Source organism: Burkholderia sp. Bp8991, from assembly GCF_003853795.1.
GTDB lineage: Bacteria > Pseudomonadota > Gammaproteobacteria > Burkholderiales > Burkholderiaceae > Burkholderia.
The window spans coordinates 16,128-39,608 of record NZ_QTQJ01000031.1 but is presented as its reverse complement, the minus strand read 5'-3'; the positions used below and the strand labels follow the sequence as shown (position 1 = coordinate 39,608).

Sequence of the window (23,481 nt, the reverse complement as noted above, 5' to 3'; positions counted from 1 at the left end):
GTTCGCCGCATGCGCCACGCCCCCGAAGCCCTGCTCGCCTTCGCCGAAGCCGCGCTGCTCGGCTCGTTCACGGCCGCCGCCCGCAAGCTCGGCAAGCGCCAGTCGACGGTGTCCGAAGCGATCGCGAACCTCGAGATCGATCTCGGCGTGCAGCTGTTCGACCGCTCGACGCGCGCGCCGACGCTGACCGATGCCGGCCGCGCGCTGCTCCCGCAGGTGCAGCGCGCGCTGGAGGCCGGCGCGGCAATCGACCGCACCGCCGCGCGGCTCGCGCGGGGCGAGGAAGCGCGGCTGACGCTCGTCGTGTCCGACACGTACCAGTCGAAGCGTTACGAGGAAACCTTGATGGCGCTCGAGCGGCGCTTTCCGGCGCTCGAGCTCGAATGCCAGATTGCCGAGCACGAGGACGTACTCGACCTGATCCAGCAGGGTCGCGCACAGCTCGGGCTGATGGCCGCGCGCGCGGTCTATCCGCCCGATATCGGCGCGGCGACGGTGGCGGAAGAGTCGGAGATCGGCCTGTTCGTCGGGCGCACGCACGCGCTGGCGGCCTATGGCGACGCCGACGTGCCGCATGCGGCGCTGCGCGACGCGCGCGAGCTGCGCCTCAATACGTATGTGAAACCGGAGGATCGCGGCGCTGCCGACCGGATCGTCGTCGGCACGCAGCGCTGGCTCGCGCCGAGCTACCTGATGCTGCTGGAGATGGCGGTGCTGGGGTTCGGCTGGGCCGAGCTGCCGCGCTGGATGGTCGAGCACTTCGCGCGCGATCGGCTGTGCGAGCTGCGCGCGCGCGGCTGGCCGCGACGCGTGCGGGTCGATGCCGTGTGGTCGCGCAACCGGCCGCTCGGTCCGGCCGGCGCGTGGCTGCTCGACGCGATGCTGGCCGCGTAGCGGCGCGCGGCACCGCGCCGGCGGCGAGCGCCGAACGGCGCCGCGAAATCAGAGGCCGGCGAGGCGATCAGAAGCCGCGCGACAGCACGGCCGCGCCGATCGTCACGACGCCGAGCACGAGGTTGACGACGACCAGCAGGCGCACCGTGTTCACCGCGCGCGCACCGTCCGGCCAGTTCTGCGCCTGCACCGCGCGGCGGATGCGCGGGAACAGCGCGAAGCGGATATGGCCGAAGATCAGCATCATCACGACGCCGAGCCCCGCCATCGCATGCAGCGTCCACGTCGCGTGCGCGCCGCCGAAGGCCGTGAGCAGGAAACCGCCGGACAGCAGGATCACGATCACCGAGCCCGACACCCAGTTGAAGAAGCGGCCGAACACGCCCTCGATCAGCGGCAGCCGCAGCTGTGGCGTCAGGTCGGACAGCGCCGGGCGCAGGCAGAAGTGCGCGAAGACCATCCCGCCCACCCACACGGCGACGGCCAGCAGATGAAGAAACAGCGCGACGGCAACAGCGTGGGACATGGCGGCAATCCTGTTATGAGTTGAGTGCAACGAACAGCCGCGTCACGCGCGGTCTCGAGCGACGTTCGACCGGCGGACCGCCGGTCGGTTCAGACCCCCGGCGGTATTTCACAATATTTGCAAGTTCCGCGTGACGGCGCCACGCTCGCTTTCCTGCATGCGTCGCCCCAAAACAAACAGGCCGCACGCCCGCCGAAGCGGAGGTGCGGCCTTCGATGCCGGTCGAGCCGGCGACCGGATGCGGCGTCAGCCGAGCAGCGGACGCAGCTCGTTGACGACCTTGAGCTTCGTTTCCGGCGCGCGGCCCTTGCGTGCGCGCTTGCCGACGTGCGGCGCGAGCCCCGCGTACGACAGCGTTTCGTCCTGCGCCTTGCCGCCGCGCCCGGTGCCGATCAGCACGACACCAGCCGGGTCGATCGCGAGCGCCTGCACGAGCGTTTCCTTGTCGTCGAGCGCCATCAGGATCACGCCGCGGCCGCCGCCCGACAGCGTCTTCATCTCGTCCATCCCGAACACCAGCAGACGGCCGCCGCTCGACAGACACGCGACCTGCGTCGCGTTCGGCAGTACCGGCATCGGCGCGAGCGGCACCGCGCCTGCATCGATCGTCATGAACGACTTGCCGGCCTTCACGCGGCTCACCATGTCGCCGACCTTCGCGAGGAAGCCGAAGCCGTTGCTCGACGCGAGCAGCAGTTGCTGATCGGCCGGCGCCGCGTAGTAGTGCATCAGATGCGAGCCCGATTCGAGCTCGATCAGCGACGTGACCGGCACGCCGTCGCCGCGCCCGCCCGGCAGCACCGACACGTCGACCGAGTACACGCGGCCGCTGCTGCCCCATGCGATCAGGCGATCGGGCGTGCGGCACTGGAACGCCGCGTACAGGTGATCGCCGGCCTTGAACGTGAAGCCGGCCGGGTCGAGCCCGTGGCCCTTCAGCGCACGCACCCAGCCCTTCTGCGACACGACGACCGTCACCGGCTCGTCGACGACCTTCGCCTCGAACGTCGCGCGCTTTTCCTGCTGGATCAGCGTGCGGCGGTCGTCGCCGTACTGCTTCGCGTCGGCCTCGATCTCCTTGATCATCAGCCGCTTCATCGCGCTTTCGTTCGCGAGCAGTTCCTCGAGCTTGGCCTTCTCGTCGCGCAGCGCCTCGAGTTCCTTCTCGATCTTGATCTTCTCCAGCCGCGCGAGCTGACGCAGGCGGATTTCGAGGATGTCTTCCGCCTGGCGGTCGGAGAGGCCGAACGCGCTCATCAGCGCGGCCTTCGGCTCGTCCGACTCGCGGATGATGCGGATCACCTCGTCGATGTTCAGGAAGACGATCATCCGCCCTTCGAGGATGTGGATGCGGTCGTCGACCTTCGCGAGACGATGGCGGCAGCGGCGCGTCATCGTCAGCTGGCGGAACTTCACCCACTCGTCGAGGATCGTCAGCAGCCCCTTCTGGCCCGGCCGGCCGTCGGCGCCGATCATCACGAGGTTCAGCGTCGCGTTCGATTCGAGGCTCGTGTACGCGAGCAGCGTGTTCACGAATTCCGTCTGGTCGATCGTGCGCGACTTCGGCTCGAACACGAGCCGCACCGCCGCTTCCTTGCCCGACTCGTCGCGCACCGCGTCGAGCAGGTCGAGCATCGCCTTCTTGGTGTTGAGCTGCTCGGGCGTGAGCGTCTTCTTGCCGAGCTTGAGCTTCGGGTTGGTCAGTTCCTCGATTTCCTCGAGCACCTTCTGGCCCGACGTGTTCGGCGGCAGCTCGGTGACGACGAGTTGCCACTGGCCGCGCGCGAGATCCTCGATCTTCCAGCGCGCGCGCACCTTCAGGCTGCCGCGGCCGGTTTCATAGGCCGCCGCGATCTCGGTGTCGCTCGAGATGATCTGGCCGCCGCCCGGGAAATCCGGGCCGGGAATCAGGTTCATCAGCTCCGCGTGCGAAAGCTTCGGATTGCGGATCAGCGCAACCGCCGCCGCCGCGACCTCACGCAGGTTGTGCGACGGGATTTCGGTGGCCAGGCCGACCGCGATGCCCGACGCGCCGTTCAGCAGCACGAACGGCATGCGGCTCGGCAGCGTCTTCGGCTCCTCGAACGAGCCGTCGTAGTTCGGCATGAAGTCGACCGTGCCCTGGTCGATCTCGTCGAGCAGCAGCTTCGAGATCGGCGTGAGCCGCGCTTCGGTGTAGCGCATCGCCGCCGCGCCGTCGCCGTCGCGCGAGCCGAAGTTGCCCTGTCCGTCGATCAGCGGATAGCGCAGCGAGAAATCCTGCGCGAGACGCACGAGCGCGTCGTATGCCGACTGATCGCCGTGCGGGTGGTATTTACCGAGCACGTCGCCGACCACGCGCGCCGACTTCACCGGCTTCGCGTCGGGGCCGAGGCCCATTTCGTTCATCGCGAACAGGATCCGGCGCTGCACCGGCTTCTGGCCGTCGCACACGTCGGGCAGCGCGCGGCTCTTCACGACGCTGACCGCGTAGCTGAGGTACGCCTGCTCCGCGTAGTTGCCGAGCGTCAGCGCATCGGCTTCCGGTGCGTCGGACCCGGCGAAGAGATCGGAAGTATTGTCGTCCATCTGAATTCCGTATTCGTAAGTGGCGTGAGGCCGGGCCGGGCGTCATGCCCGGCCGCGCGGGTTTAGATGTCCGCTTCGACGTCGTTGCCCTTTTCCTCGAGCCAGCCGCGTCGCGCGGCTGCCTCGCCCTTGCCCATCAGCATCGTCATGCGCGCAACCGTCGCCTCGTAGTCGAGCTCGCCGAGCTTCACCGGCATCAGGCGGCGCGTGTCCGGGTTCATCGTCGTGTCCCACAGCTGCTCCGCGCTCATTTCGCCGAGACCCTTGAAGCGGCTGATGCTCCACTGCGTTTCGCGCACGCCGTCCTTGCGCAGCTTGTCGAGGGTCGCCTCGAGTTCGCCGTCGTCGAGCGCATAGAGTTTCTGCGCGGGCTTCTTGCCGCGCGCCGGCGCATCGACGCGGAACAGCGGCGGCCGCGCGACGTGCACGTGACCGCGCTCGATCAGCTGCGGGAAATGCTTGAAGAACAGCGTGAGCAACAGCACCTGGATGTGCGAGCCGTCGACGTCCGCGTCCGACAGGATGCAGATCTTGCCGTAGCGCAGGTTCGACAGGTCGACGGTGTCGTCCGGGCTGTGCGGATCGACGCCGATCGCGACCGAGATGTCGTGCACCTCGTTGTTCGCGAACAGGCGATCGCGCTCGGTTTCCCACGTATTCAGCACCTTGCCGCGCAGCGGCAGGATCGCCTGGTACTCCTTGTCGCGGCCCATCTTCGCCGAACCGCCCGCCGAGTCGCCCTCGACGAGGAACAGTTCGTTGCGCGCGATGTCTTCCGTCTCGCAATCGGTCAGCTTGCCCGGCAGCACCGCGACGCCCGAGCTCTTGCGCTTCTCGACCTTCTGGCCCGCGCGCGTGCGCGCCTGGGCCTGCTTGATCACGAGTTCGGCGAGCTTCTTGCCGTGCTCGACGTGCTGGTTCAGCCACAGTTCGAGCGCCGGACGCGAGAACGACGACACGAGCTTCACCGCGTCGCGGCTGTTCAGGCGTTCCTTGATCTGTCCCTGGAACTGCGGATCGAGCACCTTCGCGGACAGCACGAACGACACGCGCGCGAACACGTCTTCCGCGAGCAGCTTCACGCCCTTCGGCTGCAGGTTGTGCAGTTCGACGAAGCTCTTCACCGCCTGGTAGAGGCCGTCGCGCAGACCCGACTCGTGCGTGCCGCCGGCCGGCGTCGGGATCAGGTTCACGTACGACTCGCGCACGAGCGAACCTTCCTCGCTCCATGCGACGACCCACGACGCGCCCTCGCCCTCGGCGAAGGTGTCGTCGGTCGAACGCGCATCGGCGAAACGCTCGCCTTCGAACAGCGGGATCAGCAGCTCGCTGCCGTTCATCTCGTCGAGCAGGTAGCCGCGCAGGCCGTCCTCGTATTTCCATGCCTGGCGCTCGCCGGTCTTCTCGTTGACGAGCACGACCTCGACGCCCGGCAGCAGCACGGCCTTCGAGCGCAGCAGACGCTGCAGCTCGCCGAGCGGCAGGTTCGGCGAATCGAAGTACTTCGGATTCGGCCACACCTGCACGCGCGTGCCGGATTTCTTCTCGCCGCGGCCCGCGCCTTGCGTCGCGAGCGGCTTCACGACGTCGCCGTCGGCGAAGCCGAGTTCGGCGATCTTGCCGTCGCGCCAGACCGTCACGTCGAGACGCGTCGCGAGCGCGTTCGTCACCGACACGCCGACACCGTGCAGGCCGCCCGAGAACGTGTACGCGCCGCCGGCGGCCTTGTCGAACTTGCCGCCTGCGTGCAGGCGCGTGAACACGATCTCGACGACCGGCACGCCCTCTTCGGGATGCATCCCGAACGGGATGCCGCGGCCGTCGTCCTCGACCGACACCGACTGGTCGGCGTGCAGCGTGACCGTGATCTGCTTGCCGTAACCGCCGAGCGCCTCGTCGGACGCGTTGTCGATGACTTCCTGGATGATGTGCAGCGGATTTTCGGTACGGGTGTACATGCCGGGCCGCTGCTTGACCGGCTCGAGGCCCTTGAGCACCTTGATCGATGCTTCGCTATAGGCCGCGCTGGGCTTCTTCGTTGACATAGGCGCTGAATTTCGTCATTCATCGGGACGTTGTCCACACCTCGTGTGGATAACGTCGTGGACAAAACGTTGAGTTCCGTAAAAAAGCGAATCGAAACAACGGTGTGCTTGGACTGCTCCGAAAGCGGGCGCGCGGCGTGCGCCGAGCGACCCGGGACGCGCGGTATTTTACTGGTTCCGCGTGGCGCGCCGCCGCAAGATCGTCGCACGGCGCTGCCGGCCGGCGCTCCGACGCGCCGGGCCGCCACGCGTGGTGCGTCAGACCGGCTTGCGCTTTGCCTCGAGCGTCTCCCACCGCTCGAGCGCGGCGAGGAGCTCGTCGTCGATCGCCGCGAACCGCTCGGTCAGGCGCGTGCCTTCCTGCGGATCCTTCGCGAAGATCGAGCCATCTTCGAGTTGCGCGTTGATCGTCTTCTGTTCTTCCTCGAGCGCCGCGATCTTCTCCGGCAACGCATCGAGTTCGCGCTGCTCGTTGAACGACAGCTTCACCGTGCGCTGCGCGTTGCGGCCGGCCGCGCCTTTCGCCGCGTCTTCCTTGACCGGCGCCGCTTCCTTCACCGCGCGCTTCGCCGCTTCCTGCTGCGCAAGCTGCTGCGAACGCTCGCTCTGGATCTGCCAGTCGGTGAAGCCGCCGACGTATTCGCGCCACTTGCCGTCGCCTTCGGCCGCGATCACCGACGTCACGACGTTGTCGAGGAACGCGCGATCGTGGCTGACGAGCAGCACCGTGCCGTCGTAGTCGGCCAGCAGCTCCTCGAGCAGTTCGAGCGTCGGGATGTCGAGATCGTTGGTCGGTTCGTCGAGCACCAGCACGTTGGCCGGACGTGCGAACAGGCGCGCGAGCAGCAACCGGTTGCGCTCGCCGCCCGACAGCGACTTCACCGGCGAGCGCGCACGCTCCGGCGCGAACAGGAAGTCGCCGAGATAGCTCATCACGTGCTTGCGCACGCCGCCGATCTCGACCCATTCGCTACCGGGGCTGATGGTGTCGGCCAGGCTCTTTTCCTGGTCGAGCTGCGCGCGCATCTGGTCGAAATACGCGACCTGCAGGTTCGTGCCGGTGCGCACCGTGCCCGCGTCGGGCTTCAGCTCGCCGAGGATCAGCTTGAGCAGCGTGGTCTTGCCCGCGCCGTTCGGGCCGACGAAGCCGATCTTGTCGCCGCGCATCACCGTCGTCGAGAAGGTGTCGACGACCGTGCGCTCGCCGTAGCGCTTCGTCACGTCCGTCAGTTCCGCGACGATCTTGCCCGACTTCTCGCCCTGCGCGACGTCGAGCTTCACGTTGCCCTGCGAATTGCGGCGCTCCGCGCGCTCGTTGCGCATCTGCACCAGCCGCGCGATGCGGCCGACGCTGCGCGTGCGGCGCGCCTCGACGCCCTTGCGGATCCACACTTCTTCCTGCGCGAGCAGCTTGTCGAACTTCTCGTTTTCCACGCGCTCGACTTCGAGCTGCTGCGCCTTGCGCGTCTGGTACGCGGAGAAATTGCCCGGATACGACAGCAGCCGTCCGCGATCGAGCTCGACGATACGGGTCGCGACGCGGTCGAGGAACGCGCGATCGTGCGTGATGAACAACAGGCCCGCACGCTGCGCGACCAGCAGTTCTTCCAGCCAGCGGATGCCGTCGAAGTCGAGGTGGTTGGTCGGTTCGTCGAGCAGCAGCACGTCGGGCTGCAGCACCAGCGCGCGCGCCAGCGCGACGCGCTTCTGCATCCCGCCCGACAATGCGTCTACCTGTGCGTCGCCGTCCGTCAGGCCGATCTGCGCGAGCGTCATCGACACGCGCGTGCGCCAGTTCCATGCGTCGTGCGCATCGAGCGACGACTGCAGCGCGTTCATCCGCGCGAGCAGCGCGTCGTGTTCGGCGCCTTCCGGTGTTTCAGCGAGGCGATGCGCGATCGAATCGTATTCTTCGAGCACTTCGCGCGTGTGCGTGAGCCCCGATGCCACGGCGTCGAATACGGTCGCGCCGGGTTCGAATTCGGGCTCCTGCGGCACATAGACGGTCACGAGCTCCTGCTGGCGCGTAATCAGCCCGTCATCGGGCTTCGCGAGCCCGGCGACGATCTTCAGCAGCGACGACTTGCCCGCGCCGTTGCGACCGATCAGGCCGACGCGCTCGCCGGCCTCCAGCGAGAAGTCCGCGTGATCGAGCAACGCGACGTGACCGAACGCGAGTTGCGCGCCGGTAATGGAATAAAGCGACATGGGGAGACGGCGAAGAGAGAAATCGGAAGCGCCCATTGTACCGGTGGCGGACGCCTGCGCCGGGATGGCCGGATGGACTAGGCCGGAGGGCGAATCATTTTGTGCTGCTTAAGCGCTGCGTTTTTGCTGCGGCGGCATGATGGCGCGCGCTCGGCGGGCGGGGCCGGCATCGCGCGCGTTGGCGTCATGCGGGGCCGGCGGCGGGCATCCGGCAGCAGTTTCCCGGCCGGGCGCCCGCAGGCGGAACGCGCGATTACTTCACGTTGACCGTGATCGTCGAGCTCAGCTCGGGACCGTACGAGCGGTGCGCGCCTTCGCCGAGCTGCAGCGTCAGCGTATGCTGGCCGGGCGGCAGCTTCAGGTCGGTTTCGGTCTGGCCCTTGCCGAAGTGCAGCGAATGGTCGGTGGCGGGGATCACGTCGCCCTTCGGCACCGGCTTGCCGTCGACCAGCAGGTGATGGTGGCCCGTGTCCGGCGTCATGTCGCCGGCCGGCTTGAGTTCCATCCCTTCAAGGCCGAACTTCACGTGCACGGGGCTCGAGACCGTCGCGCCATCCTTCGGCTCGGCGAAGTACACGCGCGCCTCGGCACGCGCGAGCGTCGACGCGGCCAGCGCCGCGACACAAACCACACCCGCGATCCATTTCTTCTTGTTGAGCATCGTTTTTCTCCTTCAGATTTGAAAGGCTCACGAAGCATACACTGCGCGCCCGGCCCGCGCGATGACGGTCGTTGTTCGCGATGCGTACGTTTAAAACGACGTTGCGGAGGCGTTCGGCGAAATTCCGGTACCATTGCGCCTTTCGTCCGCCGGCCACGCCGCGGACGGCGTCACCGACTTTCATCATCCCGAGCGCCACATGAGCGAAGTAACCGAATACCAGAGCTGGGTCTGCCTGATTTGCGGGTGGGTCTACAACGAAGCGGAAGGCCTGCCCGACGAGGGCATCCCCGCCGGCACCCGTTTCGCCGACATTCCCGCCGACTGGCGCTGCCCGCTGTGCGACGTGGGCAAGGAAGATTTCGTCGTCGTCGATTTCTGATTCGGCTCTTTCGGACACGACCGGGGCACGCGGCGCGTATCGGCACGCATTCCGTCCGCCGATGCGCCGCGCGTTTGCTATACTCTGCGCGCTGTCCACATCGCCGTCCCGGTCGCGTCTTCCGCACGCGATATCGCGGACATGGCTCTCCCCGTAGTTCAATGGATAGAACAAGCGCCTCCTAAGCGCTAGATACAGGTTCGATTCCTGTCGGGGGGACCATCTAAGTTCCCAACACTTCCCAAGTTTGCCCAAAAAGTCGCGCACAGCCTTGTGTCGCCTAGGCTTTTGCTGCCATCATTGCCCAAGGTTGCCCAGTACAAGCAACCTAACTTGGGGGCATCTTTTGGGACATGCCTCCATGCCCCCAAACTCGATGCCCCCACGCCATGCCGAAGCGCGCTACCCCGCTGACCGAGATGCAAATCCGCAAGGCCAAGCCGGCCGAGAAGTCCTATCGCCTGGCAGATGGCAAGGGGCTGTACCTAGAGGTGATGCCGAACGGATCACGCTACTGGCGGATGAAGTACCGATTCGACGGCAAAGAGAAGCGCGCCGCCTTCGGCGTCTATCCGGAGGTAACACTGGCCGAGGCTCGGCAGGCCTGCCTCGATGCACGGAAGCAACTAGCATCGGGAGTCGATCCGACCGAGCGGAAGCGGGAAGTCAAGCGCACTCGGGCCATCGAAGTCGCATCGTCGTTTGAGGCTGTTGCGCGCGAGTGGTTTACTACCCAGAAAGACGGCTGGACTGAAGTGTATGCGGGCAAGGTGATCAGTTCGCTGGAGGTCGACGTTTTCCCGCGAATCGGCCATCGTCCGATCCGAGACATCGAGGCGCCTGACATGCTCGAGATCCTGAGGACCGTTGAATCTCGCGGCGTGCGAGAAACAGCAAAGCGCATTCTCCAGCGTTCACGTGCGGTATTCCAGTACGGAATCATGACCGGGCGATGCCCCCGCAATCCTGCTGCGGACATCGATGCCGAAACCGTTCTCAAGAAAGGTGCCGGAGTCCAACACATGGCGCGAGTCAAACCCGTCGAGATCCCGCAGCTCATGCGGGACATTGCCGCCTACCAAGGCGATCTCGTCACTCGGCTCGCGCTTCGCTTCATGGCCCTGACGTTTGTTCGAACGAAGGAAATGATCAACGCGGAATGGGACGAGTTTGACGAGCGCGCGGCCGAATGGCGAGTTCCAGCGGAGCGAATGAAGATGCGTGATCCGCACATTGTCCCGTTGTCGCGCCAGGCGCTCGACACATTGGCTGCATTGCGAGAGCTGAACGGCACTCACCGGCATGTTTTTTATAGCGTCCAAGGCCGAAGCCACATCTCGAACAACACGATGCTCTATGCGCTCTACCGCATGGGTTACAAGTCGCGCATGACCGGGCATGGATTCCGCGGCTTGGCCGCAACGATTCTGCGCGAACTCGGTTACCGTCGAGACGTCGTCGATCGCCAACTCGCTCACGCCGAGCGCAACCAGGTCACTGCAGCGTATGTGCATGCCGAGTTTCTGCCTGAACGGCGAACGATGATGCAACACTGGGCTGATTATCTCGACGAGCTGCAGGTTGGCGCGAAAATCCTTCCATTCTCGCCACCAAACACCTAAGCAATGCGATATAGCGCAACCAATAGGACACGTCATGGCGATGGAAAATTTTGAGACAGAATTTTCGAAGGGCATACGCGATACGCTCGCGGAATACATGAGCAGCATGGATGCCATGCTCGATCGACATTTCAATATGTCGATGGCTGATAAAGAGCTATCGTTATTCATGCTCTCCCACCGAGCCATGCAGCAAATTGTTGATCAAGACACATCGGCGCCGAAAAACACAGACGAAGCTGCGGCCTATCAAGAATCGAGTCTCTGGATGTCAGAGAAATTTGGAACTCCAACGAAACGCGCACTACTCACCTCAATCGCCTTCGGAACCGTCGTCGCCGGCTGGGTGGAATCTAGGTTGATCCAACAGGAATGGACTTCCGCAGCAGCACTATTGAGCTCAGTAGCCAATATCCACGGCATGGCCATGGCAACTGCCATGGAAATAGAACGCAAGTCGAGCAACGGGAAGAAGGGAGCAGCTGGCCGGCGCGAAACCATTGACGAAATGATCGCCAAATCCATGGCGATTATTCGTTCGCTAGGAGTCGAAAAGCTGCCTGCGTCTCATGCCGCCGAGAAAGCGCGAATCAATGGCGCTCCGCTCTCATACGAGAAACTTGTCCGCTTGATCCGAAGCGAGCGGAAGGGTGATTTGGATAGCAAAACCCGCTCCGAAGACTCCTAACCGCGCTCCGCAGGCACCTGGAACCGCACTCGAAACACCAAACCTACTCGGCTTGGGTCACCATTGTTCGCAAACTTGCGCCATGTCTCACAACCACTCGCAAGGTACCGAACATGGCATCCAAGGTAACAGTCAGGACACCTCGAAAGGCAAAACGCACTCCCCTTCCACCGCTTCCGCCCCTACCCAACATTGATGCGTTCCCGACCATTGGCTATAGCCGGTGGCGTGATCTGAGGCCGTTCGTCCGCTACTCGCGCGAATGGGTACGTTTGCGCGAAAAGGAAGGCCGGTTTCCGAAGCGGATGTGTCAGTCGCCATCCTGCACGGTATGGCCGAACTCCGAAATCAAACGGTGGCTCGCCGATCCGATGGGCTATCGTGCGGAGGCTGCGTGCGATGAAAGATGAAAGCATGCGACCCTGCAATGCCGAATCGAGCGTAACGGAAGAGCGTCACGTCGGCGAGCCAGAACATCCCGGCACGCTTATCGAGGAGATTCAAAAAAACTCGCGTGAACGGCTGCGTATCACCGTTGATCAATTCAAAGGTCACGAATACATCGGCATCCGAATCTGGTTCGTCGGGACCGATGGGCAATATCGCCCCTCCCGCTCCGGCGTCACGCTCAAACCGACACTTCTGCCACAGCTCATGCAGGCACTAGGCCGGGCGGCGCGCGCCATCGATCCGCGCGGAGCGAACTGATGCGGATCCACAAAAAGGCCTTGCAGCCCGTAAACCTCGGCGCGTATACTTTTGACGTGGCTGAAACAGCAGCCACCAGGTTTGGCGACCTGATCATGATGGCGGACGACCGCCGCAGTGCGGTTTTTTTACGTCCGTGCGCCTTCGCACGTCCAGTCAATGGGTGGGCCTGGGCGGGGAGACCTTCGGGTCTGCCGGTGCCATCGTGCCGGTTCGCCAACCCTGTTCAGCGCCCGCCCACCCCGTTTGGCGACGGGAAGCGGGCCTTCTTCAATCACGATGGAGGCCGCACCATGTTGCGCCATATCCCCGCTCGTCCCGAGCAATCCCAGTTCTCGAATTTCCTCACCGGTAAAGTCAGCGTCGCACTTCGTTCGGCCGCACTCGCGCCTAGTCTCGCGTCAGCGCTCGATATTGCCGGTGCCGCACTCGTCGATATTGCGGCGATCGCGCGCAACGAGTGCCAGACGTCGACGTGGACGTTCCCGTCTGCCCATGACACTGCGGCGGCGGCACTGCAGGCCCTCGATCGAATCGCCAGCATCCTCGAATCTATCGAGCGGCTGGCGTCCGACAACGATGACGCGATCGCAGATCTCGCGGCCCTTGCCCGCGGCCTTCTGGCACACCAAATCGGCCGCGCAGAGCTGGTATTCACGTCAACCGTTTGTCGGGACACGACGGCGGAGGTGCGCCATGACTAAGGCGGCTATCTCGGCACGGAAGGCCTCTCGCGCTACCCCGATTCAGCACCTTCGTGATCTCCGCACCATGTTGGCGGAACTTGCATCGGCAGCCGACGACCGTCTCGCGGATCTGGCGGCTCTTGGCACCAGCATCGCTAGGCTCGCGAAGGATAACGACCCGACCGTGAGTCGGCTCGGCTCGCTCGTCGAATACCTCGCGTCGGATAGCGCGAGCGACATCTCGTATCGGCTGACCGAAATCTTGGAATGCATCGACGCTGAAATCGAACAAGCGGGGGAACATCGTGGATAAGAACTTTCTCGAGGATGACGGCATTACCTCGCAGTTTGCCCGGGCGACGCGCCAAGTGGGTGGCCGCGGCGGCCTGAACGCGGAGCCGCTGATGGGCGCACTTGATCAAGCTATTGAGGTGGCCCGCGGAATCGCAGAGGTGCTCCATTTCCAGACCACGAACGCCGTCCGAGCGGATAACTATGCTAATCGCGACGACGGGGAAGCAATAGAGCCGCCTGTGAGCGACTCCAGCATGTCCGCACTGCTTGGCTTGGCCCGCGTGGCTTCTGATCTGCTGGTGGGGGAGCTCGAGCGCGTTGCTAGATGGACCGATGAGCACGGCGCTGCGTCTGCGTTGCTGAAGGCGGCCGCGGTTGCACGCGCCGGCGCCGGCGTGAATCAGAAGCATGCCGCTATGGAGTCGGTTAGCGCGAGAGCAATCCCGGAATCTTGGCGTGTGCATAGCTCTGAGTACTCCTCACCAGAAGCGGAGAGTGCATGAGTACGGTGATAAGCATCGAAACGGAATTCGTCACGGCGATGGCTGCGTATGATCTTCAGCCGACGGAGGTTATTGCCGACGGAAAATTGCACCGCTTCGACGGCCCGGAAGACAAGCGCGGCAAGAAGTCGGCCTGGTACGTCCTGCACGGCGATGGAATCCCGGCCGGGAGCTTCGGTGACTGGAAAACGGGCGTTTCCGAAACGTGGTGCTCCAAAGCGCCGAACGAGATGACCGACGCCGAGCGGGCGGTCAACCGCGAACGTATCCGCGCGATCAAAGCTGCTCGTGAAGCCGAGGAAGCCCGTGATGCCGAGGCGGCGCGCGTTGCCGTTGCCGAGCACTGGGAGAAAGCTGACGGAGTTCGTGGTGACCACGGTTACGTACTCGCGAAGAGAATCCGCCCGCGTGGGGCAAAGCAGCTCCGCGACCAACTGCTGATCCCGCTGAGCGATATCGATGGTGTATTGCACTCGGCGCAGTACATCCAGTCTGACGGAACCAAGCGATTCAAATCTGGCGGCCGCGTTGCCGGATGCTTCTGCCTGGTCGGCGAAGACCCTGCCGACGGCGACACGATCCTCATTTGCGAAGGGTGGGCAACGGCGTGCAGCCTGCATCAAGCGACCGAGCACACCGTCGTCGCCGCGATGAACGCCGGAAATTTGTTGAGCGTCAGTGCGGCGCTGCGCGCGAAGTATCGGGCGGCTCGCCTCGTGGTGTGCGGCGACGACGATTACGAGACGCCCGGCAATCCCGGCCTGGCGAAGGCCACGGAAACCGCTCACGCGACAGGCGCAGTGCTGGTCTTCCCTGATTTTGGAGACGTTCGGCCGGATGGCGCGACCGACTTCAATGACCTGGCAATGTACGCCGGACTGGATGCCGTGAAGCGCTGTGTCGACGCAGTTGTCGATCTGCGACAGACGGCGGAATGCGATGACGAAGCCGCAGCGAATATATCAGTAACGAATGCGGCCGAGGAGTCGGAGGATGATTATGTCCCGTCCGGCTTTCTCGTTACCGACCGCGGCGTATTCTACAAAGAGGACGACGGCACGCCGCACTGGATCTGCTCTCCTCTTCACGTTCGCGCATTGGTGCGCGACCGGGCATCGGAAAACTGGGGGCGACTGCTCGAGTGGAACGACGCCGACGGCCATCCGCATGTATGGGCAATGCCGATGGAGATGCTTCGGTCCGATGGCGCAGACATGCGCGGTGAGCTGGCACGGCTCGGCCTGGACATAGCCCCTGGTAACAAGGCGCGCAACAAGCTAACCGAATACGTCACGTGCGCAAGGCCGATGGCGCGCGGTCGCTGCGTTACGCGTACCGGCTGGCATGGCGGCGCGTTCGTGTTCCCCGACCGGACGATAGGCGAGGCGTCCGAGCGCGTGATATTCCAGGCCGAGAGCGTCATGCGTACGTATTCTCAGGCTGGCACGCTCGACGACTGGAAAGCCAGTGTCGCTCGGCTCTGCGTCGGCAATTCTCGCTTGCTGCTCGCCGTGTCGGCTGCCTTCGCATCAATGATGCTCGAGTACGCCGGGCAGGAATCGGGCGGCCTGAATTTCGTGGGTGACTCGTCGTGCGGCAAGACGACTGCGCTTCGCGCAGCCTGTTCGGTTTTCGGCGGCAAAGAATACATGCAGCGCTGGCGCGCGACGGCGAACGGCCTGGAGGGGCTGGCATCGCTCCACAATGACACGCTGCTCGTGCTCGACGAGCTCGCGCAGGTCGATGCACGTGAAGCCGGTGAAATCGCCTACATGCTCGCAAACGGCAGCGGCAAGGCTCGAGCGGGACGCACCGGCACGGCACGCGCCCGGCAGACTTGGAAGCTGCTGTTCCTCTCCGCCGGCGAAATCGGCTTGAGCCAGCATCTCCAATCGGTCGGCAAGAAAACGAAGGCTGGTCAGGAAGTACGCCTGGTCGAGATCCCCGCCGACGCTGGTGCAGGGTTCGGCCTGTTTGAGGAACTCCACGGTATGGCCGGCGGCGCGGAGCTGTCAACCGCGATCAACGAGGCAGCCGTGAAGGACTATGGCACGGCAGCCCTCGCATTCCTCGAGGCACTCTGCCGCGATCGCGACGAGATCGGGATGTGGCTCAAGGATGAAATCCGCCGGTTCGTGGATGGAAACCTGCCCGCCGACTCCAGCGGCCAAGCACATCGTGTCTGCCAGCGATTCGCCCTGATCGGGCTGGCCGGCGAGTATGCGACCGCTGCTGGCATTTCGGGCTGGAATGAAGGTGATGCGCTCGGCGCCGCCGCCGCTTGTTTCGCCGTTTGGTTGGATGGGCGCGGCGGCGCGGGCAACCAGGAGCGGGACGCGATCCTGTCGCACGTGAAGGCATTCTTCGAGGCGCACGAGGAATCGCGCTTCTCGGACCTGAGCGATACGTCGGACCGTCCGACGATCAACCGAGCCGGCTTCCGCCGCGCCGGTGAGCACGGTACCGAGTATCTGGTGCTCCCGGAAGTGTTCAAGCGGGAGATTTGCGCAGGCTATGAGCCGAAGAGCGTAGCTAAAGCTCTCGCCGATGCTGAATGGATTCGGCCCGGGGCCAACGGCCGGACCCAGCGCGCTGAGCGACTACCCGGTAAGGGGCCGACGAAGGTGTATGTCTTCACCGCTCGCCTTTGGGGGGACTCGAAGTGAACCGCGATCTCTTACCAATACCCTCAAAAACGGGGTTACACGGGTTACGTGAGTTACGCGACTTCGAAAGCCTTACCAATAAAGGCGCTCCGCGTAACCTCGACAGCGTAACCCCGTTTTGCCGTAACCCCGTGAGCCGCTTGTGCGGAATGCCACGTAGCGCCGACAGGGGTTACACGGGAGTCGGGTTACAGATCATGGGTTACGCTGCATCCCTTATTGGGCAAGGACTTGGGCGATGCGTAACCCATGTAACCCACGTAACCCTTGAAAAGAACAATGTCCTGAAGCTTTCGGGAGATGAGTGATGATCCCTCGCAACCTGAAGCACGTCGGGCCGTATGCGGATAAGGTCAACAACCGCGCTCCGGCGAGCGAGCCAGTGCCGGACAACTGCAAGGGCGCACTGAAAGATCCGAACGGCGGCTTGTTCTTACCGTGGTGTGCGCCCGTCACCGCGGACCGGCTCAAGGAACTGCAACGAGAACTCTTCGAGGCTGTCGACGAGGTCGCGCGGCTTGAGCACTGGCCCGATGATGACTATGACCTGGTAATCGGTGCGATCGAGCGCCAGCCTCCATCGACGCTGCTGCCAGATCTCGACCACTTCCGAACGAGATTGCGGGCCGCACGAGCCGGGGAACAGGCACGACAGGCGGCGAGCCGGCGAGCATGGAGGTTCGATCGATGAATGCGAGCAACACACGCCGGCTTTCGAGCCGCCGCAGTGAATTCGTATCTATCCGCGAGTTGGTATTCTCGATCGCCAAGGTCGAATTGCAACCGGCGCCCGAGATTGCAACCACCCTCTGGAATCTTCTCAACGAGTCGGCATCTCCACCGGATTGGGTGCTCCATCAGGACGGCGTGACGCACCGCATTGATGCTGTCGGTCAACGCACCGGCTGGTTTGCGCTCCGAGCGCTCCGCGAGGATCGCGAATGTCATGGCGGATGGGATGAAAAGATGGGGTTTGTGCGGTCCGAGATCCGTGAATTTTTCGACTCTCGCGGCTTGACGGTCTCGCCAATCGACAACAGCGAAGTGATTGAACCGATGGAACCGGGCCCCGAGCGTGACGCTGCCATTCGGACGTACCACGACAACCTTGTCGCTTCAGGAAGCGACAAATGTCGGAAGCGCACGGCGGTCGCTTTTGGTCGCTCAGTGACTGTGATCGACCGAGTGCTGAAACGAACACCCTCCCCTAAGCCGGGTCCTGCGGTCGGGAATCAGGACGCCTGGAATATGTGGAGCAATGATCCGTTCGGCAGGTCCAATGGCGTGCCCTCCGATACCGAATAGCGTTCACACATGTGTGAAGTTGCAGCACACATGTGTGTAGCTTCAACCTTTCTCCATCCGCTGGCGACCGCGGGCATTTCGCCCGAATCAGCGGGAGGAGAACAGGGTGAGAAAGCGAGCAAACAGCGACTCCCGTCAGTCGCACGAACATTGGGCCGCTGTCGCGGATGCGGCCCATAGCCAAGCGGGTGCCGAAGGCGGCGAGCGGGCGAAGCGCTCCGGCGCGCGAGGGAAGACGCCGATCGGCGGTGTGAAGCTCCATCCGGGCTGGGACGCGGCTTTCAAGCGCGCTCGAGCCCGGTAACGCGGGAGACCCAGCGATGAATCTCCACAGTGCCCTCCGCGCGAATGATCAGGTCGAAGCTGCGATTGCTGAGGTCCGTTCTGCAATCCAACGTCGCGCCGATGCAGACCTCGCATTCACTGCCTGCTGTCGCAATCTCGACCAGGCCAACGCAGCTCTACCGGAACTCGATCGCACGGCGGCGCGCCTCCAGGCTGAAGCGATCCAATGCGAGGCTCTCTCTGCGGCCCAAAACGCCTCGAAAGCCGATGTGTCGAAGGCCGTCAAGGCCGCTGACAAGGCAGCACTCGACGTCACCGAAAAGAAGCGCGAGATCGAGCGCCAGACGGCGGCGCGCGAAATGCTGGTGGAAATGGCGCGGACTGCCGACGAGGCGGTCAATGCCGCTAAGGCGAAGTTCACGGCGGCTGTTGCTGCGGTGCGCGCCGGACTTCTGACGGCGCTCGAAGATGATCTCGTGCAAGCACTCAATGAGGCACTCTTCCCCATCCTCAGTGCCGCGAAGGCGATCGACGATTGCTTTCCCGGCGGTCTCGATCGGTCATGGTTAGGTGACCTGCAACTGGTATCCCCTCGGAATCACCGCACCAACCTACTCAAACCGATTCCCAACACGGCTCGCCTGCCCGAGCAGGCTGATCTGACGCTTCGTGAGATCGCCGCGACCACAAAAGCGCTGCAGAGCCACAAGGCCTTTGTGCCGCCTTCCCCGCCTCAGGAGCGCCCGAAGCGTACGGAATGGGAGCAACGAAGGTTCGAAGAACGCGCCGCTGAGAATGCGGAACGGCAGCGCCTTTGGGATGAAGAAGAGGCCCAACGTGAGGCGCGTAGCAAAGCCCGTTCGACAGGACATTCGTGGGTGGTTCGCGAGCCCGGCGGCGCGGGAGCACCGCAAGCAACCGAAATCAACATGGGGCCAGCGATTCAGGTGAATGCCGGCGACGGCGAAACACTCTCGTCCGACTGGCACCGCCCCAATCCGGACTGACGTTTCCTGGCCCCAGCCGGCGGTTGGCGAAGTCGAAAAACACCGGCCGAGGTCCTCGATTGATATTCGGCCGCCGCAATTCGCACTCTATTTTGTCCAGTACACGGACGCCTAATTTAACCTCGAGCCAACGAACACAAGTATGAGCACGCCTCCCGATCAACTGCCAGCCGTCAATAGGCTATTTCAGCAAAATGCGGCCCGGATTAATACGTTCGTCAACGGTCCTCCCGACGGCACCTATACCACCACTGACGGACGCGAGGTACCAACGCTTCCAGCCATTGTTGCGCAGATCAACGCGCAGGATGCAATCGCAAAGATGCAGGCGAGTGAGGATGCGGCGGCGGCAAGCGCGGCGACCGCCGCGCAGCAGGCTAGCATCGGGGCGGCAGCGAGTTTGATTTTTTCGACGACTGCGGCGGGCATCGCAGGCGTCGCCGCCGGAAAGTATTTCTACGTTCCGTCCACCAACTCTCATGGCTCGTACGACGTATGGCAGAACGTTTCAGGGGTGGCGACGTCAACGGGCATCACACTGCCCAACCTTGCGGCAGTCACGGCCGTACAAGCTGCTGTAGCCGCGGAAACGGCCTCGCGTCTCGCGAACATCAATCCGGTCAGTAGTATCGTCACTCAGAAGACGCTTCGACTTCGCGATGCCAATTATGCGCTGATTTTGGATGTCGATGCCGACGCTACGGTCGGCATGACAATGCATGTCCCGCTGAATCTAATGCCGGGCTCACTCGATTTCAGTGCTCTCAACCCGGTGGCACAGGCTCGCCTACCGATGTCGCTGATCGACGATATTGTCGGCTTTCTATATCGCGTCTATGACGCCAACAAGCGCCTGCTTATCGGTATCCCGAAAGATGCGAGTCAACCGATCCAGGCATATGTGTCACGCGCAGCGAGTGCAGACACGGGCGGGGTTGTCGTTGCGGAAACGGCAAACTATTACGTGGAGCAGTTCAAGGATGGGGCCGGTGTCCAGCAGCTCCGCGCGCGCCTGAAATTCGATAATTCGATTTCGTGGACGACGAGCGGTTCCACGCCTGCCACATCGCCTACTGCAACGCCGGACGGCATGATCCTGTACCAACTCGGCGCCGTGACGAAGTGGGTCGACCCGTCGGTCGGGATCCCATACGCCCCGCTCGCCACGACCGATCTTGTCCTATTTGGCGACAGCATGACGGCTCCGGGATCGGGCTACGGCGACAACATGCCGGCGCTCTTCCCGACGCGGACCATCTATAACCAGGGGATCGGCGGTCAGCGCACGTCCTCTATCGCGGTGCGTTTCGGCATTCCAAACCGCCTGACCCTCGCCGTGACGGGCAACCAGATTCCGACCAGTGGCTCAGTAGCGTGCACGCCCAATATCCTGATGCTCCCGTCAGGAGACGTTACGCGTGTCACAGTCGGAGGCACGTTGTGTGATCTGGCCACTTCAGACGGCACCAATTACACATTGAAGCCTGTTACCGCCCCGTCGAGCCCCGTGAATCTGGCCAATCCGGCCCCCGCGACGATCGTGACCGCCTACGTCGCAGGATCGAGTGCTGCAAGCGCTACGCCGATCATCACGTTCCAGCAGGGGGTGGTGATCATCCGGACGGGTAAGAACGACATCGGGAAAACGGATTACAGTCAATCGCAGGTGCTGGCCGACGTCGCCGCGATGGTCCAGGCCGTGGCAGCGCGCGCCAAGTCCGTATTGGTACTCGGCGTCACGAACGGCTACAACGACCTCCCCACCACGATGGGTGGGACGCAGCCTGATGAACCGACGTCGGCTGCGCGATTGATCCAGATCCAGCAACTCAATTCCGCACTGGCCGCCGCGCACGGCACCCGCTTCCTCGATCCGCTTGCGAATCACATCGCTCATGGAGGTGGTCAAGCGTACACCGTCAACGGCACCGCCTACACGGTGCTGACGAGCACCGTCCTCGTCGACGGGATTCATGAAAACGCCACCGGCAAGTCCAATACGGCCGCGCTGGTCCAAGCCGCAATCAACGCAAAGGGATATTAATCCATGTCTTGCCTTGACATCATCCTACCGGGCTCGCTGATCAACGCGAGCAATTTGCCTCTGGCCTACAACGATCAACTGATCTCCGCCGGCACGCTGATGCTATGGGAGCCGGGGCACCCACTCGCTCCTTTCTCAGGCGTCCCGACCCAGCCCGTTGCAAATACCGGCGCTCCGGGTGCTACGACCACCGCGATGCCGAACGTTGCACAGGTCTCTGCCCAAAATCTACTGGGTGGTTCGTCAGTCAATGTAAGCCCGACTTTTTATCGGAATGATGGGACGGGGGCGCCCGCTCCGGACAAGGATATGTTCATCGAGCGCAGTGCGCTCGGCGGCTTGCATGTGGTCACTTCCCAATCAACGGAAGGTACAGGCCGGCAAGCATCCCTTCAACTGCCTGCGTCGGTCCAGAGCTACATAATCGCAAATCCGAACCATGTGTATTACCTTTCGGCGTGGTATCGCATTACGCGCGTCGCGCTTGCCGGTATGACGATGCCTTACGTTTATATCGGTGCCAATGCGGGAGTCGGCAACATGTTGTTTGACGAGGGCATCACGGGTCATCTTGGAAGCTCGACGATCAAAGGAAGCTCGATCTCGCCGGCGAAAAACACGCTCGGGAATACCTTCGAGGCCTGGAACAACAATTTCCAAGGCACGCCACCTTCCGGCACGTCAAGCATGATCGCGGTGCCGTTCGGCTTCGGCCAGGTCGCATCCCAATACGGAGATGCTGCAAGGAACGTCGATTTCAGCGCGATCCTGTATCGCGTGTTTCTGGAGGATTTGACGGTGTCAGGTCGCACCTTCGCTGCGGTCAGCGCGCTCGACCAGTCCCTCTACAACGCGGCCTTCACTTCCGGTGGTCGATACAACGGCGACACCTATACCAGTCCGTCGACATTGCCATAAGCCCTCTACTGTCTACGACGTCAAGCCGCCTGCGGGCGAATCTATTGCGCTTCGACCGACGTTCGTCGACGGTGTCATGTTCGGTACTCGTTGACTTGTCGATACCTTTCGCCCTCCAATGAATGTTCGTCTCTTTCGCATCGGCAAGGTCTGGCACTACCGCTTTCAGATCGATGGTGAGCGGCGCCAACGCTCGACAATGGAGACCGATAGGCAGCGCGCCCAGGAAATCGCTGAGCGCGCCTATCGTCAAGCGCAGCTCTGGGCTCGTGGAAGCAAGACGATCCCGACGTTGCGTGAACTCGTCCAGCAATGGATCGAAGTTCACCAGGCCACGGCAAGCGCGGCTCACGTCAAGGTCGTCGAGACATTCGTTCGATTGCACACGTATGATCTCGGCGACCTCCTGATTGACGAGCTGACGACGGAGCGCGTCGAGCGCGCGAGGGTCGAGCACCTCAGGACGCACGCCCCGGCAAGTGCAAATCAGTGGCTGAAGGTTCTGCGCTTGCTCTGCAACTGGGCCGTGCGTCGCGGTGTGCTTCCGTCGGTACCGTTCAACGTGCGAGGGCTGAAGGTACAGAAGAAGCCCCGCACCATCTTACCGACGACACTCGCGCAGGCCTGGATTGCGGCAATCGACGAGCGCGAGGGCGACAGCCGGGGCATCCGGACCGCCGTCCGGCTCATGCTCGGGCTGGGCTTGCGCGAGGCCGAAACCATCACGGCCCGCTGGGAATGGCTCGACGTCGAGCGGCGCCTATATACGCCCGGCCGCACCAAAGGCCGTGAGGCCGATCCGATCCCCGTGCCCGGCTGGTTGGTCGAGTATTTGCTGCCAGACCGTGTGCCGGCCGGTTTGATTGTTTGCAAGCCCGACGGACGCCCCTATCCACCCGGTTTCACTCGTCGGGCGATGCTATCGGCCAACGCCGCGGTCGGCGCACCTCATATCACGGCGCATCGACTTCGTGGCACCTTCGCCACCCTGCTCAGCGAAGCAGGGACACCCGTGCAATCGATCCAGCGCGCGCTGCGCCATAAGAACCTCACGACGACGGCCGCCTACCTCGAGGTGAATATGGATGCCGTCGCCGAAGGCCAGCGCCAGATCGCCGAACGGATCGGTTTCGGATTACACCCTACGTCCGGCGGCGCGCCAGTGGCGAACGAGCCCCCCCAATGCCATACGTAGCAAGGCGTGCACGATCCCAAATGGTCATCGTGAATTTTGTCGGCGAAACGGACAGCGCAAGGCCGAAATCGGCCCTTTCGAGGGTCGTTTCGGGCCCTCCGGCGGCGCTCCCCTCGCCCCTTGAGGGCCGCGGGTCCTTCCGGGAGGTCCCGATAACGCGGGCATTGCGCGCGCCCGTTTTTCCCGTTCTTCTGACCTGTAAAAACACCTTACAAGTCGGACGAAAACGCGAGCGTTCGTGCTGTAAGGAATCTGGAAAGGATTTTTCAAAATCGC

Annotated in this window: 20 protein-coding genes and 1 tRNA gene; 16 read left to right on the top strand and 5 right to left on the bottom strand. The window is 63.4% G+C overall.

Going from position 1 to position 23,481, the window contains the following annotated elements:
- Nucleotides 1-9: 9 nt before the first annotated feature.
- On the top strand, nucleotides 10-894 hold the full coding sequence (locus DIE02_RS27970; protein ID WP_124487171.1) for a LysR family transcriptional regulator: 885 nt from the start codon (nucleotides 10-12) through the stop codon (nucleotides 892-894).
- Nucleotides 895-961: 67 nt separating this feature from the next.
- On the opposite strand, the gene DIE02_RS27965 is transcribed toward DIE02_RS27970, so the two are convergent.
- The 5 genes from DIE02_RS27965 to DIE02_RS27940 form a co-directional block, all read right to left on the bottom strand.
- Complete coding sequence (locus DIE02_RS27965; protein ID WP_044846424.1) at nucleotides 962-1,420, bottom strand: CopD family protein; 459 nt, start codon at nucleotides 1,418-1,420, stop codon at nucleotides 962-964.
- A 246-nt stretch (nucleotides 1,421-1,666) separates the two neighbouring features.
- Nucleotides 1,667-3,988: a DNA topoisomerase IV subunit A gene (parC, locus tag DIE02_RS27960; protein ID WP_044846423.1), complete on the bottom strand. Its 2,322-nt coding sequence runs from the start codon at nucleotides 3,986-3,988 to the stop codon at nucleotides 1,667-1,669.
- A 62-nt stretch (nucleotides 3,989-4,050) separates the two neighbouring features.
- Entirely contained in the window at nucleotides 4,051-6,033 is a 1,983-nt protein-coding gene (locus DIE02_RS27955; protein ID WP_124487170.1) for a DNA topoisomerase IV subunit B, read from the bottom strand.
- A 258-nt stretch (nucleotides 6,034-6,291) separates the two neighbouring features.
- Complete coding sequence (locus DIE02_RS27950; RefSeq protein WP_185640880.1) at nucleotides 6,292-8,277, bottom strand: ATP-binding cassette domain-containing protein; 1,986 nt, start codon at nucleotides 8,275-8,277, stop codon at nucleotides 6,292-6,294.
- A gap of 217 nt (nucleotides 8,278-8,494) precedes the next feature.
- Nucleotides 8,495-8,902 (bottom strand): DUF4399 domain-containing protein, encoded by a 408-nt coding sequence (locus tag DIE02_RS27940; RefSeq protein WP_124487169.1) that lies wholly within the window; start codon nucleotides 8,900-8,902, stop codon nucleotides 8,495-8,497.
- Between the two features lie 199 nt (nucleotides 8,903-9,101).
- On the opposite strand from DIE02_RS27940, the gene DIE02_RS27935 reads away from it, so the two are divergent.
- From DIE02_RS27935 to DIE02_RS27860, 15 genes are all read left to right on the top strand, one after another.
- Entirely contained in the window at nucleotides 9,102-9,284 is a 183-nt protein-coding gene (locus DIE02_RS27935) for a rubredoxin (protein WP_006478164.1), read from the top strand.
- Between the two features lie 147 nt (nucleotides 9,285-9,431).
- Nucleotides 9,432-9,506: transfer RNA gene (locus DIE02_RS27930), tRNA-Arg, on the top strand.
- Between the two features lie 167 nt (nucleotides 9,507-9,673).
- Nucleotides 9,674-10,906: a phage integrase central domain-containing protein gene (locus DIE02_RS27925; RefSeq protein WP_124529928.1), complete on the top strand. Its 1,233-nt coding sequence runs from the start codon at nucleotides 9,674-9,676 to the stop codon at nucleotides 10,904-10,906.
- A gap of 34 nt (nucleotides 10,907-10,940) precedes the next feature.
- The gene (locus DIE02_RS27920) at nucleotides 10,941-11,594 is read left to right on the top strand and encodes a hypothetical protein (RefSeq protein ID WP_124529926.1); all 654 of its coding nucleotides are present in this window, start codon (nucleotides 10,941-10,943) and stop codon (nucleotides 11,592-11,594) included.
- 399 nt (nucleotides 11,595-11,993) lie between these two features.
- Nucleotides 11,994-12,302 (top strand): transcriptional coactivator p15/PC4 family protein, encoded by a 309-nt coding sequence (locus DIE02_RS27910; RefSeq protein WP_260441532.1) that lies wholly within the window; start codon nucleotides 11,994-11,996, stop codon nucleotides 12,300-12,302.
- Nucleotides 12,302-13,006 (top strand): hypothetical protein, encoded by a 705-nt coding sequence (locus tag DIE02_RS36165; protein ID WP_260441531.1) that lies wholly within the window; start codon nucleotides 12,302-12,304, stop codon nucleotides 13,004-13,006. Before DIE02_RS27910 ends, DIE02_RS36165 begins: the two co-directional genes overlap by 1 nt.
- Nucleotides 12,999-13,301 carry a hypothetical protein gene (locus DIE02_RS27900; protein WP_124529924.1) on the top strand — a complete coding sequence of 101 codons (303 nt, stop codon included), beginning with the start codon at nucleotides 12,999-13,001 and terminating at the stop codon, nucleotides 13,299-13,301. Before DIE02_RS36165 ends, DIE02_RS27900 begins: the two co-directional genes overlap by 8 nt.
- Entirely contained in the window at nucleotides 13,294-13,785 is a 492-nt protein-coding gene (locus DIE02_RS27895; RefSeq protein ID WP_124529922.1) for a hypothetical protein, read from the top strand. Before DIE02_RS27900 ends, DIE02_RS27895 begins: the two co-directional genes overlap by 8 nt.
- Nucleotides 13,782-16,451 (top strand): DUF927 domain-containing protein, encoded by a 2,670-nt coding sequence (locus DIE02_RS27890; RefSeq protein WP_124529920.1) that lies wholly within the window; start codon nucleotides 13,782-13,784, stop codon nucleotides 16,449-16,451. The genes DIE02_RS27895 and DIE02_RS27890 overlap by 4 nt, the downstream gene beginning before the upstream one ends.
- Before the next feature lie 307 nt (nucleotides 16,452-16,758).
- Entirely contained in the window at nucleotides 16,759-17,142 is a 384-nt protein-coding gene (locus tag DIE02_RS27885) for a hypothetical protein (RefSeq protein ID WP_124529918.1), read from the top strand.
- A complete protein-coding gene (locus DIE02_RS27880) occupies nucleotides 17,139-17,756 on the top strand; it encodes a hypothetical protein (protein ID WP_124529916.1) in 618 nt (205 codons plus the stop codon). The genes DIE02_RS27885 and DIE02_RS27880 overlap by 4 nt, the downstream gene beginning before the upstream one ends.
- Before the next feature lie 320 nt (nucleotides 17,757-18,076).
- Nucleotides 18,077-19,048 carry a hypothetical protein gene (locus DIE02_RS27875; RefSeq protein ID WP_124529914.1) on the top strand — a complete coding sequence of 324 codons (972 nt, stop codon included), beginning with the start codon at nucleotides 18,077-18,079 and terminating at the stop codon, nucleotides 19,046-19,048.
- 142 nt (nucleotides 19,049-19,190) lie between these two features.
- A complete protein-coding gene (locus DIE02_RS27870) occupies nucleotides 19,191-21,092 on the top strand; it encodes a hypothetical protein (protein WP_124529912.1) in 1,902 nt (633 codons plus the stop codon).
- 3 nt (nucleotides 21,093-21,095) lie between these two features.
- Nucleotides 21,096-22,010, top strand: coding sequence for a hypothetical protein (locus DIE02_RS27865; RefSeq protein WP_124529910.1), 915 nt, complete (start codon nucleotides 21,096-21,098; stop codon nucleotides 22,008-22,010).
- Between the two features lie 118 nt (nucleotides 22,011-22,128).
- Nucleotides 22,129-23,205: a tyrosine-type recombinase/integrase gene (locus DIE02_RS27860; protein ID WP_124529908.1), complete on the top strand. Its 1,077-nt coding sequence runs from the start codon at nucleotides 22,129-22,131 to the stop codon at nucleotides 23,203-23,205.
- The last annotated feature ends 276 nt before the right edge of the window (nucleotides 23,206-23,481 follow it).